Genomic DNA, 13098 nt, shown 5'->3' with positions numbered 1-13098 from the left:
GTCCGTTAAACATTTCCAGAAAAAAATAGGACAAGCGCCCTATGAATTTGCTAAAATGTTGTATAAGTATTGTGAGGGGAGGCCTAGAGACTTGAGGCGGAAAAATTACTGGCTTCTGTTTGCCATTTTGCTGCTCTCTTTAACCGCTTTATCCCAGGGGCAGGATTTATCGCAGACCCCATCGGGTCATGAAGAGGAAGATGACGCGTCTCTGTTTCCGCAGCCTTCCACACAAGAGCGAACGTCCCAATCCCCCATCCGGGTCACCGTGCACCTGAGCGATGAGGATTTTAAGCAGCTCGAGGAGCTGAATCATACATATGTCACCGACACCGGAGCCACGGTGGAATTGAACAACATCCCGGATGCCGATGCGTACCTTCAGCTGACGTCCGCTCTGGCCGTAGGGGAAGGCCCCGATGTCATGCTCATCAACAGCTCGTGGGTCCGCCCGATGGCCTCCCGAGGCTACTTGCTGCCAGTCGAATTCTATACAAGCAATCGTGCGGATAGTGATACCATCAACCCGCTGCTGCAAGAAGTGGAATGGAACGGCTACCAGTGGGGAACGCCTGCCGATATGGATCCTTATGTGCTGGCATGGAATGTGAAAGCGCTGAATTCGCTTGGAGTGACGGATATTCCAGGCGGTATCAGCAGTTGGAAAGAGCTGCTGAGCAAAGCGAAGAACCGAGGACATCAGCAGCTGCTGAAGATTTCGTCCGGGGACGGCTATGATGCTGCTGCTTTGATGGGAGCACTGGGCACCGATCCGTTAAGCCCGAGCCAGGCATCCCTGGAATGGATCGACAAGGCTCGCACATTCATGCAAATCGATCAGGCCGAGCAAGGCGCTGACGGAGCCCAGCTTCCGCTAACCATTTCCGCCGTCTCGGAAGCGGCAAAGTCTCAGACGGCAAATACGGAACTGCGGATGCCCGAGCAGCTGTACGCCATCTATCCGTCGCTCCTGCGCAGCCGAAGCTACGCCGTATCGGCGGGATCGCAGCATGCCAAGGAAGCGGCCGAATGGATCGCGTATATGAGCTCGGCAGTCGTTCAGCAGGAATGGTACCAGGCTACAGGTAAACTTCCGGCGCTGAAGAGCCTGTACGACGATACGGTATTCAATCCGGCCGGGCTGCCGTTCCATCTCAACTCCCTGCTTCAGACGGCGGGTACCGATAAGGACACAGGCAGGCTGCAGGCGAAATGGGATGTGTTTGTCAAAGCATCAGGCGACTATATTACAGGCAAATCTACGGCCGCAGATTACGTTGAGGCTGTAAGAGGGGAAGCCGGAGGAAGCTGATCCGATACTCGCGGGCAGTTCGTCTCCGGCTTTTTTGTGTTACATGGACAGCTTAAGCGTGACATGGAGGTTTTTATCCGTACTTTTCACCTCGGTCGCCTTCACGAAGGAGACGATTTGCTGCGGATAAAATCCTAAATCGAATTCTTCCTCCATTTGGCGGCATGTCGTATCGGGCAGTTCATAGCCGTTAAATACGAGCTTATCCACATGGAACATGATGGAGTTCTGCGGTTGCTCCTCGACGCTGTAGTGGCCCTGAACTTCAAGGGACAGCGTGCCGCTTTGGCCGGAGGCCGAAATCTCGTCTTCGCCAAAGTGGAAGGCAAACTGCTTGAACAGATCGTTTTTGGAGCGGAGGAAAGCGTTCAGATCGTCCTCCTTGATGTCGATATTATAGGTCGTTCCGTTGGTGCGGATCGCTCCGTCCTGATTCTGGATAAACTCCGGGAGGTCGTTCATGGCTGAGGCGAGCGCGTTAAAATAGGTTTTTACCTCGTTAAGCCCGACATTTTCCCAATAAAGCGTAAATTCCTCAATCATTTTCTTGAGCGCTTCCGGATCGCTGCTGGAGGCGATTCCGTGATCGACCTTTTGCTGCAGGGCCGATACCCGTGCCCGCTGCTCAATGAGATTGGACTTCATTTCTTCCAGATCGGCCGTCTTTTTCTCCATGGCCAGCTTCGTGTTTTTAATCTCCTTGTACTCCGATTGATACGCATCAAGAACCGAGCGGTCATGCTCCATAATCATGTCGTAGACATCATACATATGAATGAGGCTGCCCAGATCTTTGGCGGACAGCACGGCAACGAGCAGGCCTTCCCTTTCCCCCATGTAATAAGAACGAATCACGGCTCCCGCGCGGTTCTGCTGATCCTGGATCTGAAGCAGCTTGTCTTCCAGCTGCCCGGACAGCTTCTTCAGATCCTGCTGGATGGTCTCCTGCTGCGCGGTGATCCGCTCAATTTCCCGGTCGATTTCCACAACAGACAGGCTGTTCTGCAATATTTCTCGGTCGCCTGTGCTGGCACCGGCGGACGGGTCCGCACGAAGTTCAGGTACGGGGCGGAGCAGCGACAGGCAGAGCATTGGCAGAAGCAGGCAGAGGATTCGCAGGCGTCGATTGTAAGGCTTCAATGGATTTGATCCCTCCCCCGTGGTTGTCCATTGTAAATATATGATTCAACGGTAAAAAATATCATCTCTCTTGGAGCCTGTCAGATTTGGCAAGCCAAATAACCTCAGCAGGCAGATTCAGATTTATGCAGGTGCCCCCGATAAAAGTCGGTATAAGCGAAAAAAGCGACCCGGCATTGGATGTCGGATCGCTTTCCTTTGGGTTCTCTAATGATCGGATTAAAGCGGTAAGCCCATTTTGAATACTGTCCAATAGCTGAAACCGGTAAACGTCACGATCATATAGCCCCAGAAGAGAAGAATGTAAGTTCTCTCCGTAAATTTCAGATACCCCAAGATGACGAAAAATGCGGTCTGTACGAAGAACAACAGAGCCATCTCGACCATGTTGCCGGCATATGCCATAAGCCCGATTGCGAGCGTAAAGAACCCGAGTACTCGAAACATGCGTGCCACGTTATATCCCCCTCTCCTTATGTACGGTCATAGCTAAGCTACGTATCATTATATCGTTAACCCAAAATTGTGTAAACGAAAAAGTTGTTTTTATTATTGTGGTCCCATGAAGACAAAGTATACATCGCCATGCATCGGCAAATTTCCAATATGAGGGTATGAGCGCTTTGCAAATTGGCAATACAATTTAGTATCAAATAGATTCTATGAACTCTATGAGAAGCATAGAAATGAAAATAAGCAGCTGTTATACCTTATTCAGTACCCGGTGAACAATCCGGTTATGGAGACGGGTTATTTTAGGATGTTGTTAGGAGGGTTTTGTTGCATGACAGCAGTTAGACAAGATGCATGGAGCAGCGAGGATGACCTTATTTTGGCGGAAGTAACCTTAAGGCATATCCGGGAAGGAAGCACTCAGCTGGCCGCTTTTGAGGAAGTAGGCGAAAAAATCGGAAGGACGGCGGCAGCCTGTGGATTCCGATGGAACAGCTGTGTCCGTAAAAAGTATGAGGAAGCAATCAGCCTGGCCAAGACGCAGCGCCAGAAACGGAGCTACTATAAGAAGCAGCCGGCAAATTCGGGGATCCAGGTGGCCGGTTTAGGTCTGTCCGAAGCTGAGGCGGGTTATTACAAAATGGAGGGAGCCAGTGAAGAGACACTCTCCATTGATGCGGTCATCCGCTTTTTGAAGCAGTGGAAAGGGAGCCTCCAGGAAAACGGACGCCAGCTGAAAATGCTGGAGAAGGAGCTCCGTGAAAAGGAAGAAGAGCTGAACAACTTGAGAAGGGTCAACGAACGGCTCTCCCGGGAAGTCAGTGAAGTCCAAACCGATTACAGGGTCGTTAATGACGACTACAAAGCGCTTATTCAAATTATGGACCGGGCACGGAGGCTTGCCTTTTTGAACGAAGAGGACGAGGAGCTGAAGTCGCGGTTCAAGATGGATGCCAACGGCAATTTGGAGCGGATTGAGTAAAAGTCATACACAGCGATGCAATACAGATCCCGTGCGGATGCGTGAAGTTTGCGCAGACCGAACGGGTTTTTTCGTGCGTGTAAGCCTTATGTGATCCCGGATGCGCTATAATAGGGACACGGAAAGTAACCATTGGACACGGAGGGCAAGCTAATGCTGATCGATATTGTGGGCGCGGGATCGCTCGGGCTGCTGTTTGGCGGGAAATTGGCCGGGTCCGGCAGCCTGGTGCGGATCTGGAGCCGCAGCGCTGGACAGGCGGAGGAGCTCCGCCATTCCGGCATCCATATTGCCAAAGACGGTGAAAGCGGATTAAAGGTGGAACCCGCGCATTTTCAAACCGGTACGGTCGAACAGCTCGGGCAAGCTTGGGAGACGAAGCCGGGAGATTATGTGCTTGTGATGACCAAACAAAAGGATACGGAGGCGGTATGCCGCTATTTATCACAAGTCAGGCTTCCGCAAGGATCCAGCCAGCCGGTCGTCGTTTGTTTTCAAAACGGCTACGGGCATATGGACAGGCTGAAGGCGATACTGTCCGGATGGACTATGCTGGCTGCGGTGACGTCTGAAGGTGCAAAGAGAACATCGTATACAGAAGTGTTTCATGCGGGATCAGGGGATACGGTGATCGGCGAGAGCGGTATAGGGCATGTCTCCAAGAAGATTGGCGGCCGGTGGTTAAATCTTGTTCAGGCCCTAAAACAAGCAGGATTTTACCCGGTATTGTCGAATGACATCGATAACATGATGTTTCGTAAATTGCTGATCAATGCGGTGATCAATCCGCTGACCGCACTCTGGAGGATTCCGAACGGAGAGCTGTTGAAAAGTCCAGCGAGGATGAAGCTGATGAAGGAATTGTATGAAGAGACCCTAGCCGTTTACGACGCATGCGGAATCCGGTATGAAGAAGACATGTGGGATCAAATATTGAATGTGTGCAGAGCGACTTCCGGGAATACCTCGTCCATGCTGAAGGATGTGCTTGCCGGTTCGCCGACGGAAATCGGCTGGATTAATGGAAGCATCGCGGACATGGCGCTGAAGGCGGGGGTTCAGGCTCCTGTCAACGAGCTGGTGACCCGGCTCATCGAAGGAATTATCGCAGAGGAGGAGTGAGGAATCTTGGATTTCTTGAGAAATTCATTTATTTTTTTGAGCATCCTTCCGTTTTTCCCGTTTTTGCTCGTGTATTTAGGAGGATATTACTGGCGGAAAAACAGCAGAAACCACGCGCTGCTGCTGGCCATGGACGTCACTACATTGTTTTTGATCTTTTCCGTTGCGGCGCTGTTCAACAATACGTTCCATACCAGGTTCGGCTTTTATTTGATCCTCTTGTTCATGCTCATCGCGGTGGGGTTGATCGGCGGGGCGCAGAACCGGCTCAAAGGCAGGATTGATGCCAGGAAAATCGCCAAAGTCGTATGGAGAATGTCCTTTATGCTCATGAGTGCAAGCTACATCATATTTACATTAATCGGTATTTTTAAATACATAATACAGACTGGGGCCTAATTTTTTACAATTTTAATCAACAAAAAGACTGGGGAAATCCTTGTTTTTGGCCGTTTGTCACAAGAAAGTAAAATTTTCATGTTTTTCTGTGTAGATTTTTTTGACCACTGGTTGTATAATTTCTTACCATACACATAATTAATTTACCTTTAGGGGGAACAGTTAATGAAAAGGAAAAGCCTGCTCATGGTTCTGACGCTGATCCTCGTTGTTGGCACTGTACTTGCTGGGTGCGGTTCCAAGAATGACAATGGCGGCAGCACGGCTAGCGGCGGCGACAAAGGAAGTTCGTCGGCTGCTAAAGAACAAGTACTTCACATTAACCTGAGCGCTGAGCCGCCAACGTTTGACCCGGCGCAAGCCCAGGACACTCAAGCTAACACCGTACTGAAAATGATGTACGAAGGCCTTGTGCGTATTGACAAGGATAACAACCCGATTCCGGGTGTGGCCGAGAAGTGGGATGTTTCCTCCGACGGTCTGAAGTACGTGTTCCATCTGCGTAAAGACGCGAAGTGGAGCAACGGCGACCCTGTAACGGCAAAAGACTTCGTCTTCGCTTGGGAGCGGGTTTTGAATCCGGCTACAAGCCCAGCACCGCCTTATGCATATCAACTTTATTACATTAAAGGCGCAGAAGACTACAACACCAAGAAAATTACCGACTTTAACCAAGTTGGCGTAAAAGCGACAGATGACAACACACTGGAAGTAACACTGAACAATCCGACTCCTTATTTCCTGGGTTTGACTTCGTTCTACACACTCTATCCGGTGCATCAATCGGTGAAAGACAACGACAAATGGGCAACCGATCCGAAGCTGATGGTAACGAACGGACCGTTCACGCTCACAACTTGGACAACCGGTCAGAAGATCGAAGTGACCAAAAACGCAAACTACTGGGATAACCAAAACATCAAGTTGACCAAGGTTACGATGTCGCTGTCCAACAGCAGCGCAACGGAACTGTCCAGCTATAAGGCAGGCCAGCTTGACTACGCGGGTAACCCGAACGGAACGATCCCTACGGACCAAATGCCTGCAGTGAAGAACGAGCTGAAGGACGAGCTCGATTTGAAACCGATCGGCAGCATTTACTACTACGTGTTCAACACAACAGCGAAACCGTTTGACAACGTAAAAATCCGTAAGGCGTTCTCGATGGCCATCAGCCGTCAGGATATCGTCGATAAAGTAACGATGAGTGAAGAAACCCCTGCGTTCGGATTCGTGCCACCAGGCATTTCCGGTGACAAGGGAGAATACCGTACCGAGTTCAAAGACGATTTCTTCACCGAAAATATGGAAGAAGCCAAGAAGCTGCTTGCTGAAGGCATGCAGGAAGAAGGATACACGACGCTTCCTCCGATCACTTTGATCTACAACTCCGATGACAAGCATAAGAAAATTGCGCTTGCCATTGCAGATATGTGGAAGAAAAATCTTGGCGTTGAAGTGAAAACCGAAAACCAAGAGTGGGGCGTGTTCCTCAAGAACCGTCAAAACCTGAACTACCAAATCGCACGTGCCGGCTGGAGCCCGGACTACAACGATCCGATGACTTTCTTCGATCTGTGGACTTCGACCAGCGGCAACAACGATTCCGGCTTCAAAAACAAAGAGTATGATGCTTTGATCAAAGACGCATTCTCTACACCTGACACAGCAAAACGTATGGAAGACTTTAAAAAGGCTGAAACGATGATCATTAAAGATCAGCAAGTCGTGCTGCCGATTTACTACTATACAAACGTTGCCTTGATCAAACCGAATCTTAAAGGCGTTGTCATTGACTATGCCGGTCAAGTAGACTTTACAAGAGCTTATTTCGAATAAATTTCGAATGGTCTAACAAAAGCAGCTTAGCTTGATAAATACTGTTCGGGATATATGTGTGGAGCTTCCATATATATCCCGTTTTTTTTGCTTAGTATATATCTTTACCAAGGATTTCTTCAATTTGAAATATATAGCATGGACAAATAGATTCGGCATTCTTTAAAATTAAAATATGGCCCGCGATGGTTGGTGCCATGTTATATGAAGTTTAGCGGGGAGGGTAAATCGGACATGGTACGTTACGTACTGAGCAAGTTTTTCTATATGCTGGTATCGCTCTTTATTTTGATATCGGCTACATTTTTTCTGATGAAGGCCATTCCTGGTAACCCTTTTATGTCCGAGAAAAATGTACCGCCTGAAATCCAAGCCCGGCTGATGGAGCAGTATGGATTGGACAAGCCGGTATATCAGCAATACTTCAAATACTTGGGGGATATTGCAACAGGTGACCTGGGGATTTCCATGAAGCATCAGAACCAGGAGGTAGGGGGCATTATTCTGCAGACCTTCTCTGCATCCCTGAAACTGGGTATCTTCGCCATCGTTATTTCCGTAATTGTCGGTGTGCTCCTTGGCATGCTCGCCGCGCTGTACCACCGAAAGCTTATTGATAATATCGCCATGGTGCTGGCGGTGCTGGGCATCGCCGTTCCGAGCTTCGTGCTGGCATCGCTGATCCAGTATCTGTTTGCGCAGAAGCTGGGCTGGTTCAACGTCATGGGCTTTGACGGCCCGCTTGACTACGTTCTGCCGGTCGCCGCGTTGTCGGCGCAGCCGATTGCCTTTATCGCCCGCTTGACGCGCTCGAGCATGCTCGAAGTGCTGCATGCGGATTACATCAAGACAGCCAAGGCCAAAGGCCTCAACTGGATGACCATTATGTTCAAGCACGTGATCCGTAACGGCATTTTGCCGGTGGTCACTTATATCGGACCGATGACCGCCAACGTCATTACGGGTTCCGTCGTTATCGAGCAGATTTTCGGGATCGGCGGGATTGGTAAAGTGTTCGTCGAATGTATTACCAACCGGGATTACACGATGATTATGGGTGTGACGATTTTCTACGGCGTACTGCTGATGCTTGCCCGTTTCATCACCGATATCGTATACGTGCTGGTTGATCCGCGCATTAAATTAACCGGCGGGAAGGAGGGCTAACGATGGCTGTACAGGATCCAACCTTGATGAATAACAACGTAGAGCTGACGCCCGAAGACTTCCGGAAAATCGGTACCGATGAGAAAGAGGCTGAAATTATTCAGCGGGAAAGTATTTCGGCGTGGAGAGACGCGTGGCAGCGTCTACGTAAAAATAAACTCGCCATGGCGAGCTTGGTCGTTCTCATCTTGATCATTCTGGCTGCGATTATCGGGCCGATCATTTCGAAATTCGATTCGGCAACCAATGATTTGCTGGCCACGAATCAGCCTCCTTCCAAGGAGCACTGGTTCGGCACCGACGACTTGGGCCGCGATATGTTCGTCCGGACGTGGATGGGCGCCCGTATATCCTTGGTCGTCGGCCTGGCTGCGGCACTCATTGACCTCTTGATCGGTGTCATTTACGGCGGGATCATGGGGTATTTTGGTGGACGCGTCGACGCCATCATGAACAAGTTTTCCGAAATTTTGTATTCCATTCCTTATATGCTGGTTACGATTCTGCTGCTCGTCGTCTTTGAGCCGAGTATCGGAACGATTATTCTGGCGCTGACCATTACCGGCTGGATTAACATGTCGTGGATCGTCCGCGGTGAAATCATGCAGCTGAAGAACAGGGAATACGTTCTGGCATCCCGTTCCATGGGAGCAGGCTCCGGCCGGCTGCTGTTCCGCCACCTGCTGCCGAATGCGGTTGGTCCGATCATCGTCACCTTGACGCTGTCGGTACCGAACGCGATTTTCTCGGAAGCCTTCCTTAGCTTCCTCGGTCTGGGTGTCCGGGCACCGATCGCTTCGCTCGGTTCGATGGTCAACGACGCATTGACCGGCTGGATGTACTATCCTTGGCGGATGCTGTTCCCTGCCATTCTGATCAGTTTGACAATGCTCGCATTTAACATTTTCGGTGATGGCCTCCGCGATGCGCTCGATCCGAAATTGAAATAACAGGAGGTGAGATCATGGAGCCGATTTTACAAGTAAAAGACCTGCATGTATCCTTTCACGTCAAAGGCGGCGAAGTCAAAGCCGTCCGCGGCATGAATTTTGAAATAGGCAGAGGAGAAACGGTGGCGATCGTCGGTGAGTCCGGCAGTGGTAAGAGTGTGACCGCGCAGACGATCATGCGCTTGATCCCGTCTCCTCCTTCTGACATCAAGAGCGGTCAGATTATTTTCCAGGGCGAAGATATTCTGAAGAAAACCAATAAAGAAATGGAAGCGATCCGCGGGAAAGACATCGGCATGATTTTCCAGGATCCGATGACTTCCCTGAATCCGACGATTAAGGTCGGCAAGCAAATTACCGAGGTTCTGATCAAGCACCAAAAGCTGTCCTCCGCGGAAGCGAAAGAGCGCGGTCTGGAAATGCTGAGACTTGTCGGCATCAAGAACCCGGAAGAACGCTTCAATCAATACCCGCACGAATTCTCCGGCGGGATGCGCCAGCGCGTCATGATTGCAATCGCCTTGGCGTGCCGCCCGGCGCTCCTGATCGCCGACGAACCGACAACAGCGCTGGACGTGACGATCCAGGCGCAAATCATGGATGTCATGAAGGAAATGCAGCAGAAGCTCGGAACTTCCATTATCCTGATTACGCATGACCTCGGCGTCGTTGCCGGCATGTGTGACCGCGTTATCGTCATGTACGCCGGTGAAGTGGTAGAGACGGGGACGAAGTGGGAGATTTTCAAAAACCCGCAGCACCCGTACACAAAAGGCCTGCTGCGTTCGATGCCGCGTCTTGACCAGAAGAAGGGCGAGCCGCTGATTCCGATTATCGGTACGCCGCCGGACCTGATTAAACCGCCGGTCGGCTGCGCGTTCTGCGCCCGCTGCGATGAAGCGATGAAAGTATGCGAACGGATCAATCCGGGAGCGACGGTATTCAGCGACACCCAAATGGCGCGCTGCTGGAATCTTCATCCGATGGCCAAGGAGGTTCAATCGTCATGAAAGAGAACCATTTGATCGAAGTCGAAGGCCTCAAGAAATACTTTAACGTCGGCGGCGGCAAGATCGTCAAAGCCGTGGACAACATTAACTTTTTCATCCGCGAAGGCGAAACGCTCGGCATGGTGGGCGAATCGGGCTGCGGCAAGTCGACCGCGGGCCGTACGATTCTCCGCCTGTACGAGCCGACTGCCGGCAGCGTCAAGTTTAACGGCACGGATATTTACAAGCTGTCGCCTTCCAAGATGAAAGCGATGCGACGCGACATGCAGATGATTTTCCAGGATCCATACGCTTCCTTGAACCCGCGGTTTACCGTGTCGGACATTATCGGCGAAGCGCTGGATATCCACAACCTGGCCGGCAGCCGCAAAGAGCGGAAGAAGCGCGTGGAGGAATTGCTGGATATGGTCGGTCTGAATCCGGACCATGCCACACGTTATCCACACGAGTTCTCCGGCGGTCAGCGGCAGCGGATCGGGATTGCCCGTGCGCTTGCCGTCAATCCGAAGTTCATTATTTGCGACGAGCCGATCTCGGCGCTGGACGTGTCCATTCAGGCACAGGTCGTCAACCTGCTGAAGGATTTGCAGGACCGGCTTGGGCTGACCTATCTGTTCATTGCCCATGACCTGTCGATGGTTAAGCATATCAGTGACCGCGTAGCGGTGATGTACCTGGGCAAAATGGTAGAGCTGGCCGACAGTGAGGAACTGTACGCCAATCCGATTCACCCGTATACAAAAACGCTCCTCTCGGCGATTCCGATCCCGGATCCCGAAGTGGAGGAGAACAAGAAGCGGATCTTGATGAATGACGAAAAGTCGGGACCGATTCACTCCGCCAAAGGCGGAGATGCAGCGGATCAGGAAGACACGAGACTTGTGGAAGTTTCCAAAGGCCATTGGGTCGCTGCTCCATATGCCTAAGCTATGACAGCTTTACCGCCGGGTGATCCCGGCGGTTTTTTGTTTGCTTTGACGGATACAACAACATTGGTTACAATCAAGAAAGATTGCGGTAGTATAAAGTAAGCACGGAAGTGATTGGGCACAGAATAGGAGGCATACCCATGAATGTGGTTTCCGACTCACTCAAGAGCGGTTCGGCTCTTGCAGATGATTATATAAACCGTTTTAGCGAAGTACAGCCTTTATATGGTGAAGATTTTCGCGATGAAGCAAGCTGGCTGAAACGTGTGGAATGGCTTGACCAATCGGAGTCCGTCCGGGTTAACCGGGGCGAATTGGCAGAAGTTTTACGGCGGTATAACAGCCGGCACAATAACCATCAGGCGGTACATAATGCACTGGATTTGCTGGCGAAGGAAGGAACGCTGGCCGTGGTGGGGGGACAGCAGAGCGGATTGTTTACCGGTTCGCTGCTGGTGATCTATAAAGCCATGACCATTATCCAGTCGGCGCAAGAAGCGGCCAAGAAATTCAACCGGCCGGTGGTGCCCGTCTTCTGGATCGCGGGTGAGGACCATGACTTCGATGAAGTGAACCATACGTACGTCATGACACCGGAGCTGAAGGTCGCCAAAATCAAGATGGAAGCGAAGCCGGGACCCCGCTCGTCGGTGAGTGCGATTCCGATCGGTCCAAACGAATGGAAGCAGTCCTTCGACCAGCTTGGCAGATGGCTTCCGGACAGTGAAAACAAGCCGGAGATTTTGAGATGGATCCATGAGGCGTCTGAGCAGTCGGATAATCTCAGCGACGCTTTCGCCAAGCTGCTGGGCCGGCTGTTTGGCGAGTACGGCTTGATTTTGCTCGATTCGGCGGATCCTGAACTGCGCAAGCTGGAAGTTCCGGTGTTTGAAAAAATGATCGAGCGCAACGACGGGCTGGAACAGGCTTATCAGCAGGCGGCGGCGTGTATTACCGGCAAAGGCTACTCGCTTCAGGCGGAAGTTGCGGCCGGCGGGGCCAATTTGTTCTATATATATGAAGGAAACCGTCTGCTGCTGTATAAACAGGATGGCAAGTTCACCGATCGCAAAGGGATCGTCAGCTTAAGCCAGAGTGAGCTGATGGAGCAGCTTCGAACTCATCCGGAGCGGTTCAGCAACAATGTGCTGACGCGCCCGATGATGCAGGAATCGCTGTTCCCGGTACTTTGTACTGTGCTTGGGCAAGGGGAAATTTCCTATTGGGCCATTACGAAGCAGGCTTTCGAAATCCTTGGGCTCCGGATGCCGATCCTGCTGCCGCGGATGTCCTTTACCTTGATCGAAGGCGCCTTGCAGAAATACATGGATAAGTTCGGCGTGACCTTCCAGGATGTTCAGCACCGGTTTGCAGAAGCCCGCCAGCAGTGGCTTTCGAGCCAGGAGGAATTCCATATCGAACCGAAATTCGCCGAGACGCGCCGGGCTTTTGAGCAGCTGTACGAACCGCTGATCCGCGAGCTGGGCACGATTCAGTCCGGTTTGATCCCGCTCAGCGAGAAAAACAAGGGCAAAATTTTGGAGCAAATATCTTATCTGGAACGCAAAACACGCGAAGCGGTGGAGAAGAAGCATGAAGCCGAGCTGCGGCAGTGGGACCGGATCGGCGTTTCCCTGTTTCCGCTGGGCAAGCCGCAGGAACGGGTGTTTAATATTTTCTACTATTTAAACCGCTACGGCCTCGAATGGATTCATGATTTGATCCGCACCTCGGATCATTTTACGGCGGAGCACCGCATTATCGAGTGTTAATCAAAAAGAGGATAGGGAGGCAA

The 13098-nt window shown here is 51.2% G+C and carries 12 protein-coding genes; 10 read left to right on the top strand and 2 right to left on the bottom strand.

Features of this window, described 5'->3' with window-relative positions:
- Window positions 1-91: 91 nt before the first annotated feature.
- The gene (locus ABIE48_RS21490) at window positions 92-1312 is read left to right on the top strand and encodes an extracellular solute-binding protein (protein ID WP_192715699.1); all 1221 of its coding nucleotides are present in this window, start codon (window positions 92-94) and stop codon (window positions 1310-1312) included.
- A gap of 39 nt (window positions 1313-1351) precedes the next feature.
- Here ABIE48_RS21490 and ABIE48_RS21485 read toward each other — a convergent pair whose 3' ends face one another.
- Complete coding sequence (locus ABIE48_RS21485; protein WP_260869332.1) at window positions 1352-2452, bottom strand: coiled-coil domain-containing protein; 1101 nt, start codon at window positions 2450-2452, stop codon at window positions 1352-1354.
- 219 nt (window positions 2453-2671) lie between these two features.
- Window positions 2672-2908 carry a DUF2626 domain-containing protein gene (locus tag ABIE48_RS21480; protein ID WP_076169833.1) on the bottom strand — a complete coding sequence of 79 codons (237 nt, stop codon included), beginning with the start codon at window positions 2906-2908 and terminating at the stop codon, window positions 2672-2674.
- Between the two features lie 328 nt (window positions 2909-3236).
- Between ABIE48_RS21480 and ABIE48_RS21475 the strand changes: the two genes are divergently transcribed.
- The 9 genes from ABIE48_RS21475 (at window position 3237) to bshC (ending at window position 13075) form a co-directional block, all read left to right on the top strand.
- Window positions 3237-3887, top strand: a complete 651-nt coding sequence (locus ABIE48_RS21475; RefSeq protein ID WP_076169834.1) for an RsfA family transcriptional regulator — start codon at window positions 3237-3239, stop codon at window positions 3885-3887.
- 153 nt (window positions 3888-4040) lie between these two features.
- Entirely contained in the window at window positions 4041-5009 is a 969-nt protein-coding gene (locus ABIE48_RS21470; protein ID WP_192715698.1) for a ketopantoate reductase family protein, read from the top strand.
- A gap of 6 nt (window positions 5010-5015) precedes the next feature.
- A complete protein-coding gene (locus tag ABIE48_RS21465; RefSeq protein ID WP_145023602.1) occupies window positions 5016-5408 on the top strand; it encodes a DUF3397 domain-containing protein in 393 nt (130 codons plus the stop codon).
- Window positions 5409-5573: 165 nt separating this feature from the next.
- Window positions 5574-7247 carry a peptide ABC transporter substrate-binding protein gene (locus ABIE48_RS21460; RefSeq protein ID WP_192715697.1) on the top strand — a complete coding sequence of 558 codons (1674 nt, stop codon included), beginning with the start codon at window positions 5574-5576 and terminating at the stop codon, window positions 7245-7247.
- 234 nt (window positions 7248-7481) lie between these two features.
- Window positions 7482-8414, top strand: coding sequence for an ABC transporter permease (locus ABIE48_RS21455; protein WP_076169838.1), 933 nt, complete (start codon window positions 7482-7484; stop codon window positions 8412-8414).
- 2 nt (window positions 8415-8416) lie between these two features.
- Window positions 8417-9364, top strand: a complete 948-nt coding sequence (locus ABIE48_RS21450; protein WP_089548194.1) for an ABC transporter permease — start codon at window positions 8417-8419, stop codon at window positions 9362-9364.
- A 14-nt stretch (window positions 9365-9378) separates the two neighbouring features.
- A complete protein-coding gene (locus tag ABIE48_RS21445; RefSeq protein WP_076169840.1) occupies window positions 9379-10374 on the top strand; it encodes an ABC transporter ATP-binding protein in 996 nt (331 codons plus the stop codon).
- Window positions 10371-11300, top strand: coding sequence for an ABC transporter ATP-binding protein (locus ABIE48_RS21440; protein ID WP_076169841.1), 930 nt, complete (start codon window positions 10371-10373; stop codon window positions 11298-11300). Before ABIE48_RS21445 ends, ABIE48_RS21440 begins: the two co-directional genes overlap by 4 nt.
- Window positions 11301-11443: 143 nt before the next feature.
- On the top strand, window positions 11444-13075 hold the full coding sequence (bshC, locus tag ABIE48_RS21435) for a bacillithiol biosynthesis cysteine-adding enzyme BshC (protein WP_192715696.1): 1632 nt from the start codon (window positions 11444-11446) through the stop codon (window positions 13073-13075).
- Window positions 13076-13098 lie beyond the last annotated feature (23 nt).

The sequence above is a fragment of the Paenibacillus sp. OAE614 genome, assembly GCF_040546645.1.
GTDB classification, from domain to species: Bacteria; Bacillota; Bacilli; order Paenibacillales; family Paenibacillaceae; genus Paenibacillus_AQ; species Paenibacillus_AQ favisporus.
The sequence above is the reverse complement of the archived record's forward strand: the minus strand, read 5'-3'. Positions and strand labels throughout refer to the sequence as shown.

What these genes read in the sequence shown, in the direction of transcription:
- ABIE48_RS21445 (WP_076169840.1), top strand. Translation starts at nt 9,379, where the DNA reads ATGGAGCCGATTTTACAAGTAAAAGACCTGCATGTATCCTTTCACGTC.
- ABIE48_RS21475 (WP_076169834.1), top strand. Translation starts at nt 3,237, where the DNA reads ATGACAGCAGTTAGACAAGATGCATGGAGCAGCGAGGATGACCTTATT.
- ABIE48_RS21450 (WP_089548194.1), top strand. Translation starts at nt 8,417, where the DNA reads ATGGCTGTACAGGATCCAACCTTGATGAATAACAACGTAGAGCTGACG.
- ABIE48_RS21460 (WP_192715697.1), top strand. Translation starts at nt 5,574, where the DNA reads ATGAAAAGGAAAAGCCTGCTCATGGTTCTGACGCTGATCCTCGTTGTT.
- ABIE48_RS21455 (WP_076169838.1), top strand. Translation starts at nt 7,482, where the DNA reads ATGGTACGTTACGTACTGAGCAAGTTTTTCTATATGCTGGTATCGCTC.
- ABIE48_RS21470 (WP_192715698.1), top strand. Translation starts at nt 4,041, where the DNA reads ATGCTGATCGATATTGTGGGCGCGGGATCGCTCGGGCTGCTGTTTGGC.
- ABIE48_RS21440 (WP_076169841.1), top strand. Translation starts at nt 10,371, where the DNA reads ATGAAAGAGAACCATTTGATCGAAGTCGAAGGCCTCAAGAAATACTTT.
- bshC (WP_192715696.1), top strand. Translation starts at nt 11,444, where the DNA reads ATGAATGTGGTTTCCGACTCACTCAAGAGCGGTTCGGCTCTTGCAGAT.